Below are 17,727 nucleotides of genomic sequence, written 5' to 3' on the forward strand. Positions count from 1 at the left end.
GCTTTACTAATTTTCCAAAATCCCCTTAAATTCCTTTTTGGAAATTTCAAAAAAGCATGACAAGTATATATCATGCTTCTGATAATGTATTATTTTCTTTTAAGTTCACATTTATGAATTTCACAATCTCTGAAATACAGGTTTAAATCCCGCTTGCATTGCATCATCTAGCCCCTTACCTTGTGCCGGGTTCCATGCAGCAATAATTACGTTATAGCCCTCTGTCTTTAACTTTGTCGCAAAGTCTATAAGAGCTTTTCTTACTTTTTGATTCTCTACTAAATCAGCGTCAAAAGCTAAATAGACATTTTCTACACCCATATCTTTTAATACAGGCACAACAATTCGCCAAGCATTCACACCAGGGATTGCAAGAACCGTCTTCCCTACTTCAGAAAGTTCCATTTTATTAAATCTCACTGCAATCAAATCAGCAACCAGATCTGCTTTCATAGCTCCCTCTGTAATCATTACTGAGTTGGTTTGATGTAAGGTACCAGAATTCCAATGTTTCAAATGAGAACTTGGTACAGCTACCTGTACAGGAAGTGGATTTTCACTACCTCCTGCACCAGTTCCTTGATTTTTGTTTGCTGATGAGACCCACAGATATTTTTGGCCTTTATGAATCTTTACAACAATTTGTCCCTCTTGAAATGGAATCTCTACCTTTTTGCTCACTTCTAGTTCGCCTTCAAAGATACAATCACCATTTTTAGTTATCTTCACAACATTAGGCTGTCCGATTAATTCTGCTTGAACTCCAGTAGGTGCAGATTTCACATGAACGAAGTTTTTCACTTCATCCACACGAACCTGCCATCCAACAATTTGATTATACTGATTCCGAAAAGGAATCAATATACCAGGAGAGCCTGACATCAAACTAAGAGAAAGTTGACCTTTCTTCATCTCATAGAATCCTGGGATTCCCTGCCAGCATTTTTCATTCCCCATCTGTTTGAATAGCTGCTCCCAAACGGTCGTATACGTATTATCCTCTTCTAACAAAATTTGTTGTTTTAAGAAAGAACGATATTGACGTACTTGTATTTGTTCCTCGCTCATTTTTCTATCTCTTAATAAATGTGCATGATGATGCTCCTGTAATGGTATGAAATCCATTAACTTCCGATTAAAAACATCTAATTCTTCATTGCTTTTCTTATCATGAATCTGAACTTCATCCACCTCGGGCAATTGATACTTATCTTTACCATTTATGTAATGAATGTAGCTTGGATTCCCCGTGTTTTTCCCATAAATCCATTTACTTTCTACACGTGTACATGCTACCTTCTCTTGCGAAATATGCAGCATGCAATTACCTGTATCATGACAAATTGGACACGTAACACGATAAAATTCCCACCAGCTACCTCTTGGATAAGCACTTGTTAAACGAAATTGACCTTTTTGAATGTTAAAATTCATTTTTCCCCACTCCTCGTATACTGTTTATTATATATGGGACTTTTAATTCTGTTAAACTATCTATATTTACATTAGGATATTGAGTATGTTTTACCTAATAGATATACATAAGAATACGTATTACAAACTAAATGATCATTTTTATGTTCTTGATTTAGTAAATTCGGTTCTACGTATGATTCAAATACTTTTGTGTTCTCTTCTTATCTAACTTAATTGCTGTATCAAAGTACATAGACACTTGCGCTTCATAAGATATTCCATCAAATTTTCCGCCTGTTTTTTATAATAAGCCAACATTTGTTTAGCTCTCTTGAATTCTTTGTCACTCTTACGTTCCATATGTGCCTTTGTTGCTCCTGATAAAATAAAAGACAGAAATTCATAGTAGTTTTTCACTACGGATTTCTGTCTTTTCCTCTGTCTGCATACTTCCACTTCCATATGGTTCTGTAAATCATTCATTATGATACACTGACACCTGTTAAAGGGAATACATCCTCTTTTATCGGTTTAAGTGCTTGTAATGCACGTAAACTTTGAATAGGGTCTTCTGGATGTGTAGAATAAAATATTGATAATTCATAACCGATTCTCATTATTAAATCCCCCTAAATAAAATTTTTGTCCAATGTAATAATGGGTTCTCCAATCAAACAGACTTGGAAACAACACAAAAAGGGCTTCTTCAAGTCGATTAAAAAAGTATATAGCAAAATAAACTATATATACACTAATCGGCTCAAAGAAGCCCTTTCAGAATTGAAACAAGACGAAACTTGCTTCTACAGCTCAACCACAACTTATAAAGTGTGAGAGTAAACAGAATCACATAAACAATAAATACAATTACATATTAATGAATTCACACAAAAATTTCAACAACTTTATATTTCCTTAAGATTTTTCGCTCTATTCTCCTTTTCAATGAATATTTTTGTACAACCATGTGTTTCTACCATGTTAAATTGTAATTCTAGATCTTCCTCTCTTATACTAGCTCTTGGATATCCCATCATTATCCCCTGATACTATTTAAGAGTTATCATTGTTTTACATATTATATTTCAGACTAACCCTTAGATAGATTTAAGGTGTGATTTCAATAATTTTCCACATTATTTTCCCGCATTGTCTAAAAGCATCAACTTTTAGACTGGTACACAGGACATTTATTTTCGTTCTTTGTGTTGGTTTGTTTTGTAAAACAGGACAAATCTATCAATTCGATTAAATCGATTAATTCAACTATTACATATAAAGATTTTATTCATATACTGTAGTAGATTACTAGAAAGGAGGCGTAAGCATGGACAGTTGTGTTTTATTCGTTAATGGACAACCTTTTTTAGTGGTCTCAGTTGCCGGAATCGAAATTGCTAGATTAGAGCTTTCTCTTCAAGTAGCATTGACTTTAATAGCATTAGGGATTCCAATTTGTGCATAAACCTTAGGTTTTGTTTAAAAAGAGGGCATTAGCTCTCTTTTTTTGATTTATACCTTATCTTTTCTTAACAACAACAAAACGCTACCTAGATCACGGCAGCGCCTATGATAATTGATATTGTTTTAATTATTAACAAGTATATTTGGCCCTTTCTTCAACATGTACAAGAAACCCGAAATGAATACGACACTAAATATAATAATAGAAGACCACATATTAAAATGATATTCTTTACCTGCAACTAAATTATATATGTTATGTACCAAGAAATTAGCACCTATGATAATTCCACCTAAAAATGAACTAATTAATATGCACATTACATAAAATTTGAGCCTCTGAAACATTTTCCATCTACCCCCTTTTCTAAAATAAACTTTATTTGGGATTATTTAGGTCATTATAACATTAATTTTATACTTTTTATAAAAACTGTTTTTTAATTACAGTTATTTTAAGGAAGGCATTATCCATTCAAATGTCCATTTTGTTCAATAAAAAATGAGGACCTGCGCCAGTAGATCCTCTTAATGTGATAAGGGTTTTCAATGAGCATTAAAATAAGGATAGATACAAGCCAGTAAGCCTGCCCTACACTTCAATATATGCTTGTCCTCATCAAAAGGTGAAAACAAGAGAAAGCACTCCCCAATAAGTGCTCTCTCTTGAAAAATATAAGGGTAAATGTAGGAAACCGTTCAGTATTATTATATGGATTCACCAACTATAACTAATACATCTATTAAAACTGGTTAATGTGTAATTTCTATATAACAAAGAAAAAAGCACTCGTTATGGATTCACTTTTCTTTATTATCTATTCTTCATCTTCTTCATCATCATGAACATAGAAAAAGATCATAATGTATTTCTCAGTTTCACCACTTGGACCTAATTACGGAACAACTGAATGCAGTGTATATCCATCTTTTACTTCTTCATTAATGGCGAGTTCGAACATTCCATTACTACCAGCATCTTTTACTATGTCTACTATATTTCCACACTTTCTCCATCGAGTATTTCTATAAAAAATTTCACACCTTCTAAGCTCACTCTCATTTTCCTAACCTCACTTTATTTTAAAAGGATGATTTTGTTCAGTTTTCTAAACTTACAACCACACACAGCGTATCTTCAGACCAAATTGTTTATTTCTTTCTCCTTATAAATCTCTTCTAAGGTTTTATAGCTCGGAAATCCAATACATTTCCATTCAATTTTTTCAGTTGGATCCATTTCCTCAACTAACAGCACCTTCCCTGAATAAAACTCAATATTCCGTTAATACTGTAGATACCCCATTTCGAACTATATTCCATTACCTGAGCAGTTAACTTTTGTTAGCTGCTCTTTATATGTACAAGGTACTCAATTAACTGGTTCACATATAATATCTTGAGTTCCTTTCTTTATAAAATAGTCGTTATAAAATGAGTCTCGTCACGAGAGCACTTTATTAAGTGCTCTTTTTATATTCCAACTTAATACAAAATGAAATTTTTATTAAGTTGCACCCACATAACATGTGGAGTCTTGTGCATACTATAACTGTAACTTAAAGTTACATATCCGAACTTGTAGGGCCTAATTTCTTTTGTACAACAAATAGTTAGCTAATTAGAGATGGCTGCTTTGTTGTGCAAAATAAGATTTTTATTTCTCAACAACCATTATTGGAATTAAAATCCTAATAATGGTGTATAGTGACTAGCTAGTCACTATACACATTCAAAGCGTTCATAAAGACACACTTATATGTTGGCTTTATTTTTTATTACAATTAAACTTTCAAACTACAACATTCTAAAACAGTATGCATATAATGCTTTGATTCCTCTTTCAAAATATATCTTGTTTTAGAGCGCCTTAAAAAGCGCTCTTTATATTTGTCAATAAACATTTTGCTCAAATATACTCACGACATGCATATTTACTAGGATAAACATTATACTAGTGCAAGAAATATTTTATCCATATTTATAAGGAGAGTTTTTTCATTAATACAACTTTAATTTCCCATTTTTACAATGAAGAGTATCTACTCCCATGGTGGCTAATGCACCACACAAGACTATTTGATCACGGTATTCTTATTAATCGAGGATCTACTGATCGCTCAGTAGAAATATGTAGATTATTTGCACCTCATTGGGAAATCCGCCATTCAAAAGTAGTAGAGTTTGATGCCATATTAGTTGATCAAGAAGTAATGAACATAGAAAAAGAAATTACAGGGTGGAAAATGGTATTAAATACCACTGAATTTCTTTGCTGTTTTGATAAGGAAGCCTTTTTCTCATCTCTTGTCACTTTAGGGCAAAACATGTATGCTATTAGGACTATTCTGATGGTAGATGACCCTACTCATGGTTATTCCAATCCGAGATACGGAATTCCCCTTGTCAAACAGCGTTATCACGGGAGAATAATCCATCCTACTCCACCTGCCCCATACTACGGAGGTAGACTAATCCACAATTATTCGCATGGTAACTATATAGCCGGAAGGCATTGGTCAAATCATTCCTTTATCGTTTACATGTACCCTGCTTTCGTTTTAAAATTCTTTTACAGTCCATGGAACATAGCTATGAAAAATCGAAAATTACAAATTGGTCCAACCCTTTCTAAACATAGCATACAGAAGGGCTTAGGTACGCATCACCTAGTTACACTAGCTGAATTAGAAACAAAATATAAATCCTTTGCAAGTACAACTGTTGACCTTCGATTAATCCCAGAATATCAAGTTTTATTTCCAGATTTATGTTTCCCTAACTATTAATACATCTAAAAAGAACATTTTGGGACTTCCTATACAACCCTTGCTTTCGAGTGAGAACCAACTCTTATTAAAATAGCGTTTTGGTTCAAATTCACTTTCTTACTCTATAACCACATACATTTGGAACTTTATAGAAATAAATCCTTTATTTTTAAATTAATTATATTAATATATTAAATGAAGGGTGTGATAAATTAATGGAACAACTTGAATTTAGTGCTTTAGAACAACCACTATTTCTGTTAGCACTTCAATTAATTGCATTTGTATTAGCCATTTGTATCGTATATGGAATCTTATACAACACTATATTAAAGTTAAATATGCCTAAATGGACTGCCCATGCCGTAGCAACGGTATTTTCCCTCGGTATGGCCTATCAAACTTTTATGAATTTCATTTAAAAACCTTTTTTATTATTTTTCTCTTTTGTAGGGAAATCTATCATTTACCATGCAAGAACATAGCAGGCAACTTGATTGCCTGACATTGTTGTGGTTATTTATTTTCAAATAACAATTTTGTTAAAAGTTGAATAAAATTCAATATTCCGTTAATGTTAATCACAATACAATCTGCTTCTTACCCATGTTGTATCGAATCGAGTAGTTTCCCCCATTAACTGCTCGATTTTTATTTTTGTTACATAAACTTGATATTTTGGTCCATACTATAAATGCACTTGAGTTCTGAACTTCCTTCTTAATGCTTTTCTGGAGAGCAGTTAGCTTTTGCTAGCTGGTCTTTTTTATTTTCTTTTATTTCCGAATAACATTTTCAAATCTGCTCATACTATTTCTGTAACTTAAAGTTACAAACTATTTCTGTAAGTGCGGCTTTTCCTTTGTACAACAGGCAGTTAGTTTTATGAACTAGCTGCTTTGTTGTGCAAAATAAGAATTTGGTTAAAAACTGCACATTTATTAAGAACATACATAAAATATCATGTGGTATTCTTTGTCAATATTAGTTTTGGTCATGGAGCGCCTTAAAAAGCGCTCTTTTGATTTGTTAATAAATAACCATTTTCTTCAAACACCCTCACGATTTTTATAAGCCAATCATATATTTACATAGACAAGACATAGATTTTTATTATACATGCGCAATTTTTGTGCATGTTTTTTCTTTAATAAAATAACTATTTTGTTCACTTTTTTGATACATTTATGAAACATTCATGTGTTATCTTCAGTAAGTTCTTTTCATAAACCGTGTGGGTTATACCAACACAAGAAGCTCTAGATCCCTAAATCTAGAGCTCCTTCGTTTAAATATTTCATTCAATCATGTATAGACAACTATATATTTAGGTGTTAAAATATTATTGTGATTCCCATATGGTTTCACATACGACTTTTTTCTTCGATTATGGGGTTCTTACGTAATGTAAGGACCATTTTTTATTCAAATAAAGAAATACTCTGTATATTGGGGAGCTGATGATAAAGTACTAAGAAAGGGTGTAGGTATGTTTGTTAGTGGCTTAACTACTACACCATCTGGAAATGGTCATACAGTTTTAAGTGGACATAGAGATACTGTTTTTACCGATCTTGGTCAACTAAAGGAAAATGACCAACTTATCGTGGAATATGAAAATAAAACATATACATATAAAATTAACAAGCATTGGTTAACAGATTCAGAAGATCGAACAGTTATTGTAGAAAAAATTGAGCCAACATTAACAACTTGTTATCCTTTTGACTATATAGGAGACGCTCCAGATCGGTACATAATTGAATCATCTCTACTTTCCATTCGGTAAGAATGAGAGCCCAAAAATTAAAGTGGTTTAAGTAGGAAGAAGGCACCTTTAGGTGTCTTTTTTTATGAATAAGAAGTACAGCCAAGATGCGAGGAAAAATAGGTTATAAGACGGAATTTTAGCCTGAAAATTCTAAACTATCTTTTTTATTTCCTTTCGACATAATATGACAATATCTTTATATATAGTTTGTTATTATTAGCTTGGCAATCTTATATTTTACATAATTGGAGGAACAAACGTGGGAAAAATATTCAAATTTGGATGCCTAGGCATTATAGCTTTATTTGTAATCGGAATAATTGCTATGGTCGCTGGTGGTGGAGACTCAACTGAAAAAACTTCAACAGACACTAAAGCAGTATCAAAAGAAGGTGTATCTTCTGATGTAAAAATCGCTGTAGGATCTATGGAAACAGTAGATTCTGTGGGTAATGAATATACAAAAGAACAAGCACAAGGTGTCTTTAAAATTTTAGAAGTTACACTTACTAATAATCAAAAAGACGCTATCACTGTTGATGCTAATAGTTTTAAATTAGTAGATAGCAAAGGTCGTGAATTCACATATTCAACACAAGGTCAAACATCTTTTGACTTAGCTAATGGTGGGAAAACTGACTTCTTCTTAAAACAATTGAATCCTGGTCTAACACAGACAGGTAAAATTGTATTTGATATACCAAAAGATGCTGAAGGTCTTTTCTTAAAAGCAAGTGGCGGTATGACAGGTAAAGAAATTAATTTAAAAGTTGAATAGTTGAAGGCACTCGAAAGAGTGCTTTTATTCTTTCTCAATAACCAACATTATTTAACGTGGGAAAATAATGCTCGGATTGGTATCCAATGCCATATTACGACGGTTCAAATCGTAAGAAGACACTTTTGAGTGTCTTTTCTTTTGTACATTATATCTATTACGTGCTCATTAATTTTTTATGTCAAATGTACATAAAAAAGAAGAGATGCGCTAACATCACTTCTAGTAATTGCTACCGTCAGGATGGTAGTTATATCATTTATTTTTACGAAACCTACCCTTTTGCTTCCGATGGCAACGGGGATTGTTTTTTGTTATCTTTTTTCTAAAGTTTGTTTCCTAAAAACATACGCAGAAACTTCACTTACAATTGCTTTCACAAATTCTTTTAGAAGCTCAAACAAAAAATCTATAGATATATTCTCTCCCCCTTTTCTTTCAAATAGAAAGAAGGAATAAATAATCACCCTCACAATATACAGTTAATTCTACTTTATCATACTAGTACAATCTCACCTATATAAAAAAGACCACCATTTGTGAAGTGCACCCCAATTGTTAGACACATAATTAACAATTGGGGTACAATTTCATATTGGTAGTCTTTTTTGGGTAGTTTTAGAAATTTTAATTATAACATCTAAATATATTATTTTCAACATACTATATTTTTTATAATTCTTGATTTCTCACTCTTCATTGCATGATAACTTTCCCTATAACGAGTAACAAGTAACATTAAAAAAACAATCTACATCTGCAGTTTTTACATGATAGCTGTGTAGAATGGGCATCCATTTCTAGAAAATCACGGATTGCAGTAAATCGATAACTTTTCCCTCTAAAGCATCTCTCCAATAAAAAAGGAAATCTCGTATACATCCATTGAAATAGACATGATACAAATAGATTCCCCCTTTTTTATTTGTATACCTAAATCTAAAGACCTTTTTACAAATGATTCCTAACTTGAAGACAATACAAAAAGGGCTTCTTCAAGTCGATTAAAAATGTGCATAGCAAAATAAGCTATATATACACTAATCGACTCAAAAAGCCCTTTCATAAATGAAACAAGACGCAACTTGCTTCTACAACTCAACCACAAAACAATAAGGTGTGGGAATAAACGGAATCAATTAAACAATAAATATAATTCCATATTAATGAATTCATACAAAAATTTCAATAATTTTATGTTTTCTTAAGATACCCTGCTCATTTTTTTAAATTCATATGCTTTATCACTACCTTGTTTTCTTCATCAAATGATATAACTCCCTCCACGATAATATTTAATTTAATATTGAAATTCTCTAAAACTCGATGTATTATATTTTTGTGTTTTTCTCAGTTCCCAAGCCGAGAATACATCATCACTTCTGAAAGGGCCCGAACTCCAGCTTGTTCTTTTTATTTACTTGAACTCATTTTCGAATTATTATATTATATTTTCGGGTCTTGCTCCATAAATCATTATCAGGAGAATCTGCAGGTTTGCAGGTTTTTTTTATAAAATAAAAAAGCAGCTGTTAGGCTACTTAAAGTTTGTCTTATCACCAAATAAAATGATATATATATTCTCCCGTTATACTTTCATCAACTCCTGCAACTCTAGCAAATCTCACTATGTCCGCCCCATGAATGAAATACATTGTTAGCATGACTGGCACCCGCGACCACATAACACGATAAAGCTCATTCACTCTTTGCCTAGTCGTAACAATTAAATCATTTGCAGGTCCATTAATCCATGCAGTTGTTCTAACTGAAGTAAACGGAAGATCTATCCCATTAACAACTATTCTTGCAATACTTTGCGTTATATCCACATCGATCCCCTCATTCCAAGAATTAAATATGTTTCCCATATTTACATAAGTATTCTTAGTTATAAGAAATGTTTAAAGTGAATTCTTTATAAAATAAAAAAGAGTGCTATTAAGATATGCACTCCTTCAAAAGACTTTACCAATCTCGATGTTCACCATGATCATGATCACGATTGCGGTCATGATCACGTCTACGACGACACTCATCACAATCGCAATCGCGTCTACAATGACAGTCGTTAAAATCGTTTCTTCTACGTCTACGACCGCATCCACAAAATACTAAATCATCCCAAAATCTATTACAATCTCGAGAATGTCCAAAATTATTATTCCATCCCATAGATATGATTCCCTCCTCTAAAAATAGAATTCATCATATTCTATGATTAAAAGGTGAAAACAGCTTGTTTATTAGTCTATATTTTATGTTTTAGACTAATAATATTTCAATTTGCAAGTCTATTTCATCCTTTATCTTTCCTTAACAACAAACAAGACGCTACCCAGATCACGGCAGCGCCTACGATAATTGCTATTGGTTTAATCATTAACAAGTATATCTGGTCCCTTCTTCAACATGTACGAGAAACCCGAAATAAATACAACACTAAATATAATAATAGAAGACCACATATTAAATTGATATTCTTTACCTGCAACTAAATTATATATGTTATGTACCAAGAAATTAGCACCTATGATAATCCCACCTAAAAATGCACTAATTAATATGCTCATTAAATAAAATTTAAGTTTCTGAAACATTTTTCCTCTACCCCTTTTCTAAAATAAACTTTATTTAAGTTTATTTAGAAAATTATACCATTTAGTTTTCAGGTATTATTAAATCCATGGTTAAATTAAGGTTATTTTAAGGATATGTTTTCTATTCAAATGTCCATTTTGTTCAATAAAAAAAGAACACTATAAAGTGCCCTAAGCTTCTGAGTATAAAATATACGACAATGCCTTGCCCGTTCTAATGGCGCAACCTAAAAGAGCTTTATAGCGGAATATATATAGCTCTCGGAAAAGGAATAAGTTGGTTGGCATTGACTCAATATTGTATGATGAAAGCCTCCTTATGTGCAAGCAAAAGAGAGCACTCCCCCTATAAGTGCTCTCGCTTAAAAAAATATAGGGAAACATGTTGGACACCGTTCAGTATCATTATATGATCTCATTCCCAACTATGCCTAAGTCATGTATTAAAGGGGCTAATGTGTAATTTCTATATAACAAAGAAAAAAGCACCCGCATGGATGCTTAAATTAAACTTATTCATTATCAATATCTCTACTTTCATCATTAACTGATTTCGGGTCTAACATGATTCCTATATCCGGCGGCAAAATTAACTCTATACCAGCTACTGGTTGATTGTCCTTATTAAAATAATACTTCTTTATCTTATTCAATTCTTCCTTTTTCTTATTTTCACTCATATTATCCCGCCTTTTATGTATGATATTAAAAACTTTTCTTAATATGTACATTGAGAAAGATAATATACTATTTATCAACTCTCACACAACTTTTGAACTATCCCCACTTTCACTTCGTTTAGAAGTGAGGGATTCCTAAGTAAAGAGTTCTACTGAACTCTAATTGATTAGGCTAACCCCGCAGTCCTTGCGGTTAGAAGCCTTATCGCTTCATTCTTTATATTGATACTTGCGTTAATATCCCTATCATGGTGTGTACGACAAGAAGGACAGTCCCATTCACATAGGCTTAGATTTTTAACGTCTTTATTTTGATATCCACAACAAGAACATAATTGGCTGGAAGCAAATGTTTTCGATACGACAATGACTTGTTTGCCATACCATTTTGCTTTATATTCCAACATTGTTCGAAACTGTGACCAAGATACCTCACTAATTGCTTTTGCTAACTTATGATTCTTTAACATATTCGATACTTGCAAATCCTCTATACCGATAACATCGTGGTTTTTGATGATTTCAGTTGAGATTTTGTCCAAGTAATCTTTTCTAGCATTTGAGATGTATTCATGAATTCTAGCTACCTTGACTCGTTGTTTATTCCAGCGAGAAGATCCTTTCATTCTTCTAGAAAGAACATGCTGTGCTTTCGCTAACTTATCTTCTAATGCTCGGAAAAACTTCAGATTTTTATAAGGTGTTCCATCTGACAAAATGGCGAAATCTTTTAGTCCTACATCTATTCCAATGTAAGAATGTGTTTTCGGAAGTTCTTGTACTTCTGTTTCAACTAATAGTGACACAAAATATCTGCCAGAAGGGTTCCGTCTAACTGTAGCATTTACAATACGTCCCTCTACTTCACGACTTTTGGCAAATCGAACAAGGCCTAATTTCGGCAACTTTATTTTGTTCCCTACAACGACAATGTTTTCATTTGTTTGTTTTGTGGTGTAAGATTGTACGTTGTTCTTCTTAGATTTAAAGCGCGGTGCGCTGTTTTGTTTTTTTAAAAAGCGCGTATAAGCATCGGCAAGGTTGCGAACAGACGACTGAATCGCAATACTATCCACTTCTTTTAGCCAAGCAAACTCTTTCTTCATGGCAGGGAGTTTGGCAGAGCATGTACCATAGGTCAAGCCTTTTCCTGTCTCTTTGTATGCGTGATCCCATAAGGATAGGAAATGATTGAATACAAAGCGAGAACAACCAATCGTTTTGTTAATTAGAATTGCTTGTGCTTGATTTGGATAGACACGAAACTTATAGGCTTTATTAATCATCATTTGATTCACCTCCATTTCGTATATGACTATTATACACAAAACGTACGTTCTATAGATAGTGGAGTAACACTTTCTGTATGCCGAACAATTAAGATGGTTTCCTGCCATCCCATGTTCGAAGCCAATCCATCTCCCACCTACTCACTAAGCTTTGGTCCTTCACGCTCCTTGAGGAAGAAGTCTTCTTGGCTAAAATGTTAAAATGTTTACATAATAAAAGAACACCCATAATTGATAGGTGCTCTGATATATAAATTGGTTTCTATCCGCACATTCCAATATATGCTCGTCCATCTCGAAAGATGCAAACAAAAAGCACCTAAATAGGTGCCTTTTCGAAACGTATTAACGCGAGTAGCGAACACAATGAATTCTTCTCGGTGTCATTACCATCTTATGTTCGAAATTCTTAAATATGCCTAATCGTTAAAACCTTTATTATGAATTCACTACCTATCTACCCTTTATTTTTTTACTAGTTTTAACAATAGGAACTTTTTTTGCTGGTATGAAAGGATTTTCTAAAATAAATAATTGGGTTGCGATGCTTAGAAACATAGCAACCGTTCTACTAATACTTTTATTATCAGTGTTTTTAACACTAACTTTGACCGTTGGCTATGCATTAAGTTAAACGTAATTCTTCACGAATAAAAACCAATATTCCGTCAATACTGTAGACAACCCATTTCGAACCATATTCCATTACCTGAGCAGTTAGCTTTTGCTAGCTGCTCTTTATTTGTACAAGTTACTCAATTGACTGCGCACATATAATATTCTGAGTTCATTTCTTTATAAAATAGTCGTTATAAAATGAGGCTCGTCACGAGAGCACATTACTAAGTACTCTTTTTATATTCCAACTTAATACAAATTGAAATTTTTGTGATGTTTCTCTACAATCCAATACACTTTTTCCTATCTACTATCCTTAGTGAAAAACTTAAACCTTACTAACTATATTTGAAAGTGTTATAATTTAAACATTTCCAACATTTCGATTACGGAGGATTAGAGAATGAAAATTTCAATAGTCTGTTTCGATAACTTTACTGATATAGATGTTTTTTTACCATGGGATTTATTAAATCGTGTACGTCTAGTTGGTGGTATTTCTGATTGGGAGGTCCAACTATTAGGAACAGAAAAGACTCATGTATCCATGTCTGGTTTACGTATACCCATGACAGGAAGCATATCCGATATCCCTTCTGCTGACGCTGTAATATTTGCAAGTGGTAAGGGTGTACAAGATTTATATAAAAATCAACAATATCTTAATAAAATCCATGTAGATCCTCAAAGACAATTAATAGGCTCTATGTGTTCTGGTTCACTACTACTAGGAGCTAAAAAATTGTTAACTGGCAAAAAAGCAACTACATATCCATCCGTAGTTGAACAACTTAAAGAGTTTGATGTAGACGTTATTGAAAAAAGTTTCGTAAACGAAGGCAATATTTCGACTGCTGCAGGTTGCTTTGCTGCACAAGACCTCTCAGCTTGGATTATAAGAACATTAATTAATGACGAAATGGTTGATACTGTGCTAGAAACTGTTCAGCCAGTAGGCAAAGGTTTATATTTTTAATTTCAAATCAAATCAGATATTTATTTCTGACTTGATTTTTTTATACAATAGCGTTTTTGTTGCATTTTTATTGAGTTCACGTTGACCTTTTGTTGATTTTTTCTTCACATTTAAAGGAAACAAACATACGCTTTTGTATGTAGTCTCTCCGCTCATAGAGATCTACCTTTCTTATCGAAGAGCATACTTACATGTATGCTCTTTTTGCTTACTACGAGATAACGGTTTTGTCTAAACCTACACATATCTAAAAGACATACATACAATGGAATCCTGAGCATCTTTATCAATATAGTTATTGGCCATAAAGCGCCTTAAAATCGCTCTTTTTGTTGAAAAACTACACAAAGAGAAAAAACACATACAATGTAAAATGTACCCTATAGAATAGACTTTTTTCTAGTGTCAATTCTATAGGGTACATTTTATTATTTTCTATCTTTTTTATTTACCTTAAAGTAATCCATTCATAGCTTGCCCACTCTTTTGGTTTCTTATCGTACTTAATACGACCAGTCGTACAAAATGAAGCAATCATCCATTGTATAAGGTTCATCTTGGCGTATGGATCAACACACTCCTCAATTTTTTTCAATTGATAACCGGTACTATTTTTCTGCCAAATTGTATATAAACGAAAATGAGTTGTCGTAACAAGTCTAGCTTTTGTTGTAACTTGCCATTTAGAAATTTTCGTTAAATCCTCTTTGACTTTTCTCTCATACTCTTGTTTTATCACTTTATAAGTCTTATCTTTTTTAATTAATCCATTAGAGATTGTAAAAGGCATTTGATGCACCTCATAAACTGTTCCTTCTTCATCTCCTAAAATATTTGATTCTACTAGAAACATATTTTTTAGTTTTAACTGTTCTGTTAATTCTTTTCCGCTCCGATAAAATGGCTTCTTTATCTTCTGCAACAAGATAACCTGCACAATTAATCCTATTAGTAAAGGATATGCTAATACAAACAATATATTAATAAACATGTTTAAAATAATAACGCCTATTAGAGCAAAAATTGTAAAGTAAATATAGGTTTCTCTTTGATGAATGATTCTACTGTTCAAGCCAAGATACCTCCATTTTGATAAATAGTCAAAGCAATATACACAATTGCTCCTAATAAAATAGAACAAGCCCCTGGAAAGCTCTGTATCAGCTGTATTTCTTTCTTTGGTAGTTTTGCCCCAAATATAGAAGCAGCATGCTCCAATTGGTCTTTAATCGCTCCTACAAACCCTAGAATTTTAATTAAACGATACACGCTAGCAATCCAAAAGAATAGTAAATGGAAAGCTGTTAATGTAATAGCGGTAAGCATAGCCGATTCCTCTGCTACATCGCTAACATATAGAGCTGCCACCACAAGCATTTTCGTATCACCGGGTGAAGAAAATTTAAATGTCTCTAACAATAAGCCACATACTAAGGCCATAGTTAGTACAATTACAATCTCTTTTCCCGTTCGTATTCCAGCAAAATACGTGATACCTAAACCTACTACTAAAAAAATGAAATGCCATATATTTTTTGTTTTTCTATACTTTAAGTCGGTAAATACATTAAGTACCATATAACTTAGAAATAATCCCATGATATACAGGCTCATTTTCTTTACTCCCCTCTTAATTTCATATAAAAATACTGTGTAAAAAAGGGAACCACTTTTAGAGTAGCCCCCTCGTTTATTTTTATATTTATTTTTTGTTCCAAGAATCAACATCTGCATTGCTTGATGCTTTTGTGAATCGAGCTAGAATTGTATCATAACCACCTTGGATTGCTTTCCATACGAACGGGCCAATTACTAATACAATAATCACCGCTAACGCGATTAACATACCGTTTTCTGATGATAATTGTGAGTCTTCGTTTTTTAACCAACTTTTCATTTTTGCTAACATTTCATTTCGTCTCCTTTATATATCAATTTTAAGTATCTACTAAAATTAGAACTTATCTATTTAAATCTTTAATTACTTATTCCAAGAATTTACGTCTGCATTACTTGATGCTTTTGTGAATCTTGCCAGGATCGTATCATAACCACCTTGGATTGCTTTCCATACAAACGGGCCAATTGCTAATACGATAATCACCGCCAAGGCAATTAACATACCGTTTTCTGATGATAACTGTGAATCCTCATTTTTTAACCAATTTTTCATTTTTGCTAACATGATTGAATCTCCCTTCTCCATTTATTTGAGCTATACGTAAAAAACATCATTAATTTAAAACTTTTATTACTTGTTCCAAGAATTCACATCTGCATTGCTTGATGCTTTTGTGAATCGAGCTAGAATCGTATCATAACCACCTTGGATTGCTTTCCATACAAACGGGCCAATCACTAATACGATAATGACCGCCAAGGCGATTAACATACCGTTTTCTGATGATAATTGTGAGTCTTCGTTTTTTAACCAATTCTTCATTTTTGTTAACATGTGTATTACTCCTTTTCCTATTCCATTTTTAGTAATGTCTTCTATAAACTTGCAAATCCTTGCATTAAAGATTGAATAACAATCACCATCGGATAAATAACAATACAACCAATAACAGCAACGTTAAATTTATTCATTTCCATCGGCTTATTTTGAATGAGACGGTTATAGTTCTCATGTTTTAACTCGCGCATCATTTTAATTTGTGCGTCCATAATGCGAAGACTCTGTACCTTGTCTGTTTTTTGTGCTTGTTGCAATGCAATCGTAAAGGTATTTACTTCTGGACTATTTAAAGCAGCAGCAAAGTTTCGAAATGGTTGATCCGAGCCCGCATACATTTCTAATTCCGCAGTAAGTGTAGATACATACGGACGAAGATGTCTTCCAGCATATATCTCTGCCTTTTTTACTGCTTCTAATGTTGTATGTGTTTTTAACAACTGCAACATTGGAATTAGATACTCTGGTAATTCGAACTTCCTAGCTTCAATCGCCTGTTTGCTTCTTTTCTTTAATAGATAATCAGGATAGAAATAAAGCAATGGTGACATTAGAGCACCTACTTTAAATAAATAGTAATCATGAAATACAGTACATATTAAGAAAACAGAGGTAAAAATGATGGGATATGCTACCTTCATTTTCAGATATTCTTCTGGTCCCGTATCCAAGCCAGCTTCTTCTAACTTGTTCTGGATCTGCTCTTTTTTTTCTTCTGTCAGATACTTATGTGATAACGACTGGAAGGGAGCAAGCATCATTTGATTTAAATTCTTCTTTTCAATTCGTTTTGCATTTTCTACATAGTTCGTAAGTAAGCTACCGCTGTCTTTTTTACTTTGTAGAAAGGTAGAGAATATCCAGTACATGACAACGAATACCACTACAGCTAAAATCGTAGACACC

General features: G+C 32.8%; 19 protein-coding genes and 3 pseudogenes. 7 read left to right on the plus strand and 15 right to left on the minus strand.

Annotated features, from left to right (window positions below; genetic code table 11):
* Positions 1-120: 120 nt before the first annotated feature.
* Positions 121-1,434 (minus strand): DUF3854 domain-containing protein, encoded by a 1,314-nt coding sequence (locus EBQ15_RS26430; RefSeq protein ID WP_001010381.1) that lies wholly within the window; start codon positions 1,432-1,434, stop codon positions 121-123.
* 464 nt (positions 1,435-1,898) lie between these two features.
* Positions 1,899-2,033 (minus strand): hypothetical protein, encoded by a 135-nt coding sequence (locus tag EBQ15_RS31830; RefSeq protein ID WP_001219761.1) that lies wholly within the window; start codon positions 2,031-2,033, stop codon positions 1,899-1,901.
* Positions 2,034-2,743: 710 nt separating this feature from the next.
* On the opposite strand from EBQ15_RS31830, the gene EBQ15_RS26435 reads away from it, so the two are divergent.
* Complete coding sequence (locus EBQ15_RS26435) at positions 2,744-2,881, plus strand: DUF3956 domain-containing protein (protein WP_000376551.1); 138 nt, start codon at positions 2,744-2,746, stop codon at positions 2,879-2,881.
* A 122-nt stretch (positions 2,882-3,003) separates the two neighbouring features.
* Here the strand turns inward: EBQ15_RS26435 and EBQ15_RS26440 are convergent, their stop codons facing one another.
* Positions 3,004-3,228, minus strand: a complete 225-nt coding sequence (locus EBQ15_RS26440; protein WP_000487740.1) for a hypothetical protein — start codon at positions 3,226-3,228, stop codon at positions 3,004-3,006.
* Positions 3,229-4,940: 1,712 nt separating this feature from the next.
* Between EBQ15_RS26440 and EBQ15_RS26450 the strand changes: the two genes are divergently transcribed.
* From EBQ15_RS26450 to EBQ15_RS26465, 4 genes and pseudogenes are all read left to right on the plus strand, one after another.
* The gene (locus EBQ15_RS26450) at positions 4,941-5,669 is read left to right on the plus strand and encodes a glycosyltransferase family protein (protein ID WP_000546552.1); all 729 of its coding nucleotides are present in this window, start codon (positions 4,941-4,943) and stop codon (positions 5,667-5,669) included.
* A gap of 197 nt (positions 5,670-5,866) precedes the next feature.
* Entirely contained in the window at positions 5,867-6,073 is a 207-nt protein-coding gene (locus EBQ15_RS26455) for a hypothetical protein (protein WP_000436148.1), read from the plus strand.
* A gap of 1,010 nt (positions 6,074-7,083) precedes the next feature.
* A pseudogene (locus EBQ15_RS26460) lies at positions 7,084-7,440 on the plus strand (sortase); the annotation flags it as partial.
* 241 nt (positions 7,441-7,681) lie between these two features.
* Positions 7,682-8,200 carry a DUF4352 domain-containing protein gene (locus EBQ15_RS26465; RefSeq protein ID WP_000516003.1) on the plus strand — a complete coding sequence of 173 codons (519 nt, stop codon included), beginning with the start codon at positions 7,682-7,684 and terminating at the stop codon, positions 8,198-8,200.
* A gap of 740 nt (positions 8,201-8,940) precedes the next feature.
* On the opposite strand, the pseudogene EBQ15_RS31930 reads toward EBQ15_RS26465, so the two are convergent.
* From EBQ15_RS31930 to tnpB, 6 genes and pseudogenes are all read right to left on the minus strand, one after another.
* A pseudogene (locus EBQ15_RS31930) lies at positions 8,941-9,135 on the minus strand (hypothetical protein); the annotation flags it as partial.
* A 621-nt stretch (positions 9,136-9,756) separates the two neighbouring features.
* A complete protein-coding gene (locus EBQ15_RS26475; protein ID WP_001999512.1) occupies positions 9,757-10,071 on the minus strand; it encodes a hypothetical protein in 315 nt (104 codons plus the stop codon).
* Between the two features lie 97 nt (positions 10,072-10,168).
* Complete coding sequence (locus tag EBQ15_RS26480; protein ID WP_016090324.1) at positions 10,169-10,375, minus strand: hypothetical protein; 207 nt, start codon at positions 10,373-10,375, stop codon at positions 10,169-10,171.
* Positions 10,376-10,575: 200 nt separating this feature from the next.
* Positions 10,576-10,800 (minus strand): hypothetical protein, encoded by a 225-nt coding sequence (locus EBQ15_RS26485; RefSeq protein WP_000486797.1) that lies wholly within the window; start codon positions 10,798-10,800, stop codon positions 10,576-10,578.
* A gap of 512 nt (positions 10,801-11,312) precedes the next feature.
* On the minus strand, positions 11,313-11,480 hold the full coding sequence (locus EBQ15_RS31315) for a hypothetical protein (RefSeq protein WP_001293562.1): 168 nt from the start codon (positions 11,478-11,480) through the stop codon (positions 11,313-11,315).
* Between the two features lie 167 nt (positions 11,481-11,647).
* Entirely contained in the window at positions 11,648-12,769 is a 1,122-nt protein-coding gene (tnpB, locus tag EBQ15_RS26490) for an IS200/IS605 family element RNA-guided endonuclease TnpB (protein WP_033693025.1), read from the minus strand.
* Positions 12,770-13,203: 434 nt separating this feature from the next.
* Between tnpB and EBQ15_RS32135 the strand changes: the two are divergent.
* Together EBQ15_RS32135 and EBQ15_RS26495 are read left to right on the plus strand one after the other, a co-directional pair.
* Positions 13,204-13,403: pseudogene (locus tag EBQ15_RS32135) on the plus strand (hypothetical protein); the annotation flags it as partial.
* Positions 13,404-13,790: 387 nt separating this feature from the next.
* Positions 13,791-14,363 carry a DJ-1/PfpI family protein gene (locus EBQ15_RS26495; protein WP_000703254.1) on the plus strand — a complete coding sequence of 191 codons (573 nt, stop codon included), beginning with the start codon at positions 13,791-13,793 and terminating at the stop codon, positions 14,361-14,363.
* Between the two features lie 448 nt (positions 14,364-14,811).
* Here the strand turns inward: EBQ15_RS26495 and EBQ15_RS26500 are convergent, their stop codons facing one another.
* The 6 genes from EBQ15_RS26500 to EBQ15_RS26525 all read right to left on the minus strand — a co-directional run bounded on the left by EBQ15_RS26500 (position 14,812) and on the right by EBQ15_RS26525 (position 17,726).
* The gene (locus tag EBQ15_RS26500) at positions 14,812-15,435 is read right to left on the minus strand and encodes a hypothetical protein (RefSeq protein WP_001088462.1); all 624 of its coding nucleotides are present in this window, start codon (positions 15,433-15,435) and stop codon (positions 14,812-14,814) included.
* Entirely contained in the window at positions 15,432-15,977 is a 546-nt protein-coding gene (locus EBQ15_RS26505; RefSeq protein ID WP_000061107.1) for a hypothetical protein, read from the minus strand. Before EBQ15_RS26505 ends, EBQ15_RS26500 begins: the two co-directional genes overlap by 4 nt.
* Positions 15,978-16,065: 88 nt before the next feature.
* Positions 16,066-16,272, minus strand: coding sequence for a hypothetical protein (locus tag EBQ15_RS26510; protein ID WP_000879960.1), 207 nt, complete (start codon positions 16,270-16,272; stop codon positions 16,066-16,068).
* A 72-nt stretch (positions 16,273-16,344) separates the two neighbouring features.
* Positions 16,345-16,548 carry a hypothetical protein gene (locus EBQ15_RS26515; RefSeq protein ID WP_000879948.1) on the minus strand — a complete coding sequence of 68 codons (204 nt, stop codon included), beginning with the start codon at positions 16,546-16,548 and terminating at the stop codon, positions 16,345-16,347.
* Positions 16,549-16,614: 66 nt separating this feature from the next.
* The gene (locus EBQ15_RS26520) at positions 16,615-16,818 is read right to left on the minus strand and encodes a hypothetical protein (RefSeq protein ID WP_000956353.1); all 204 of its coding nucleotides are present in this window, start codon (positions 16,816-16,818) and stop codon (positions 16,615-16,617) included.
* A 41-nt stretch (positions 16,819-16,859) separates the two neighbouring features.
* Positions 16,860-17,726: a hypothetical protein gene (locus EBQ15_RS26525; RefSeq protein ID WP_000104078.1), complete on the minus strand. Its 867-nt coding sequence runs from the start codon at positions 17,724-17,726 to the stop codon at positions 16,860-16,862.
* Between the last annotated feature and the right edge of the window lies 1 nt (position 17,727).

The sequence above is a fragment of the Bacillus sp. 2D03 genome (genome assembly GCF_003946765.1).
GTDB classification, from domain to species: domain Bacteria; phylum Bacillota; class Bacilli; order Bacillales; family Bacillaceae_G; genus Bacillus_A; species Bacillus_A cereus.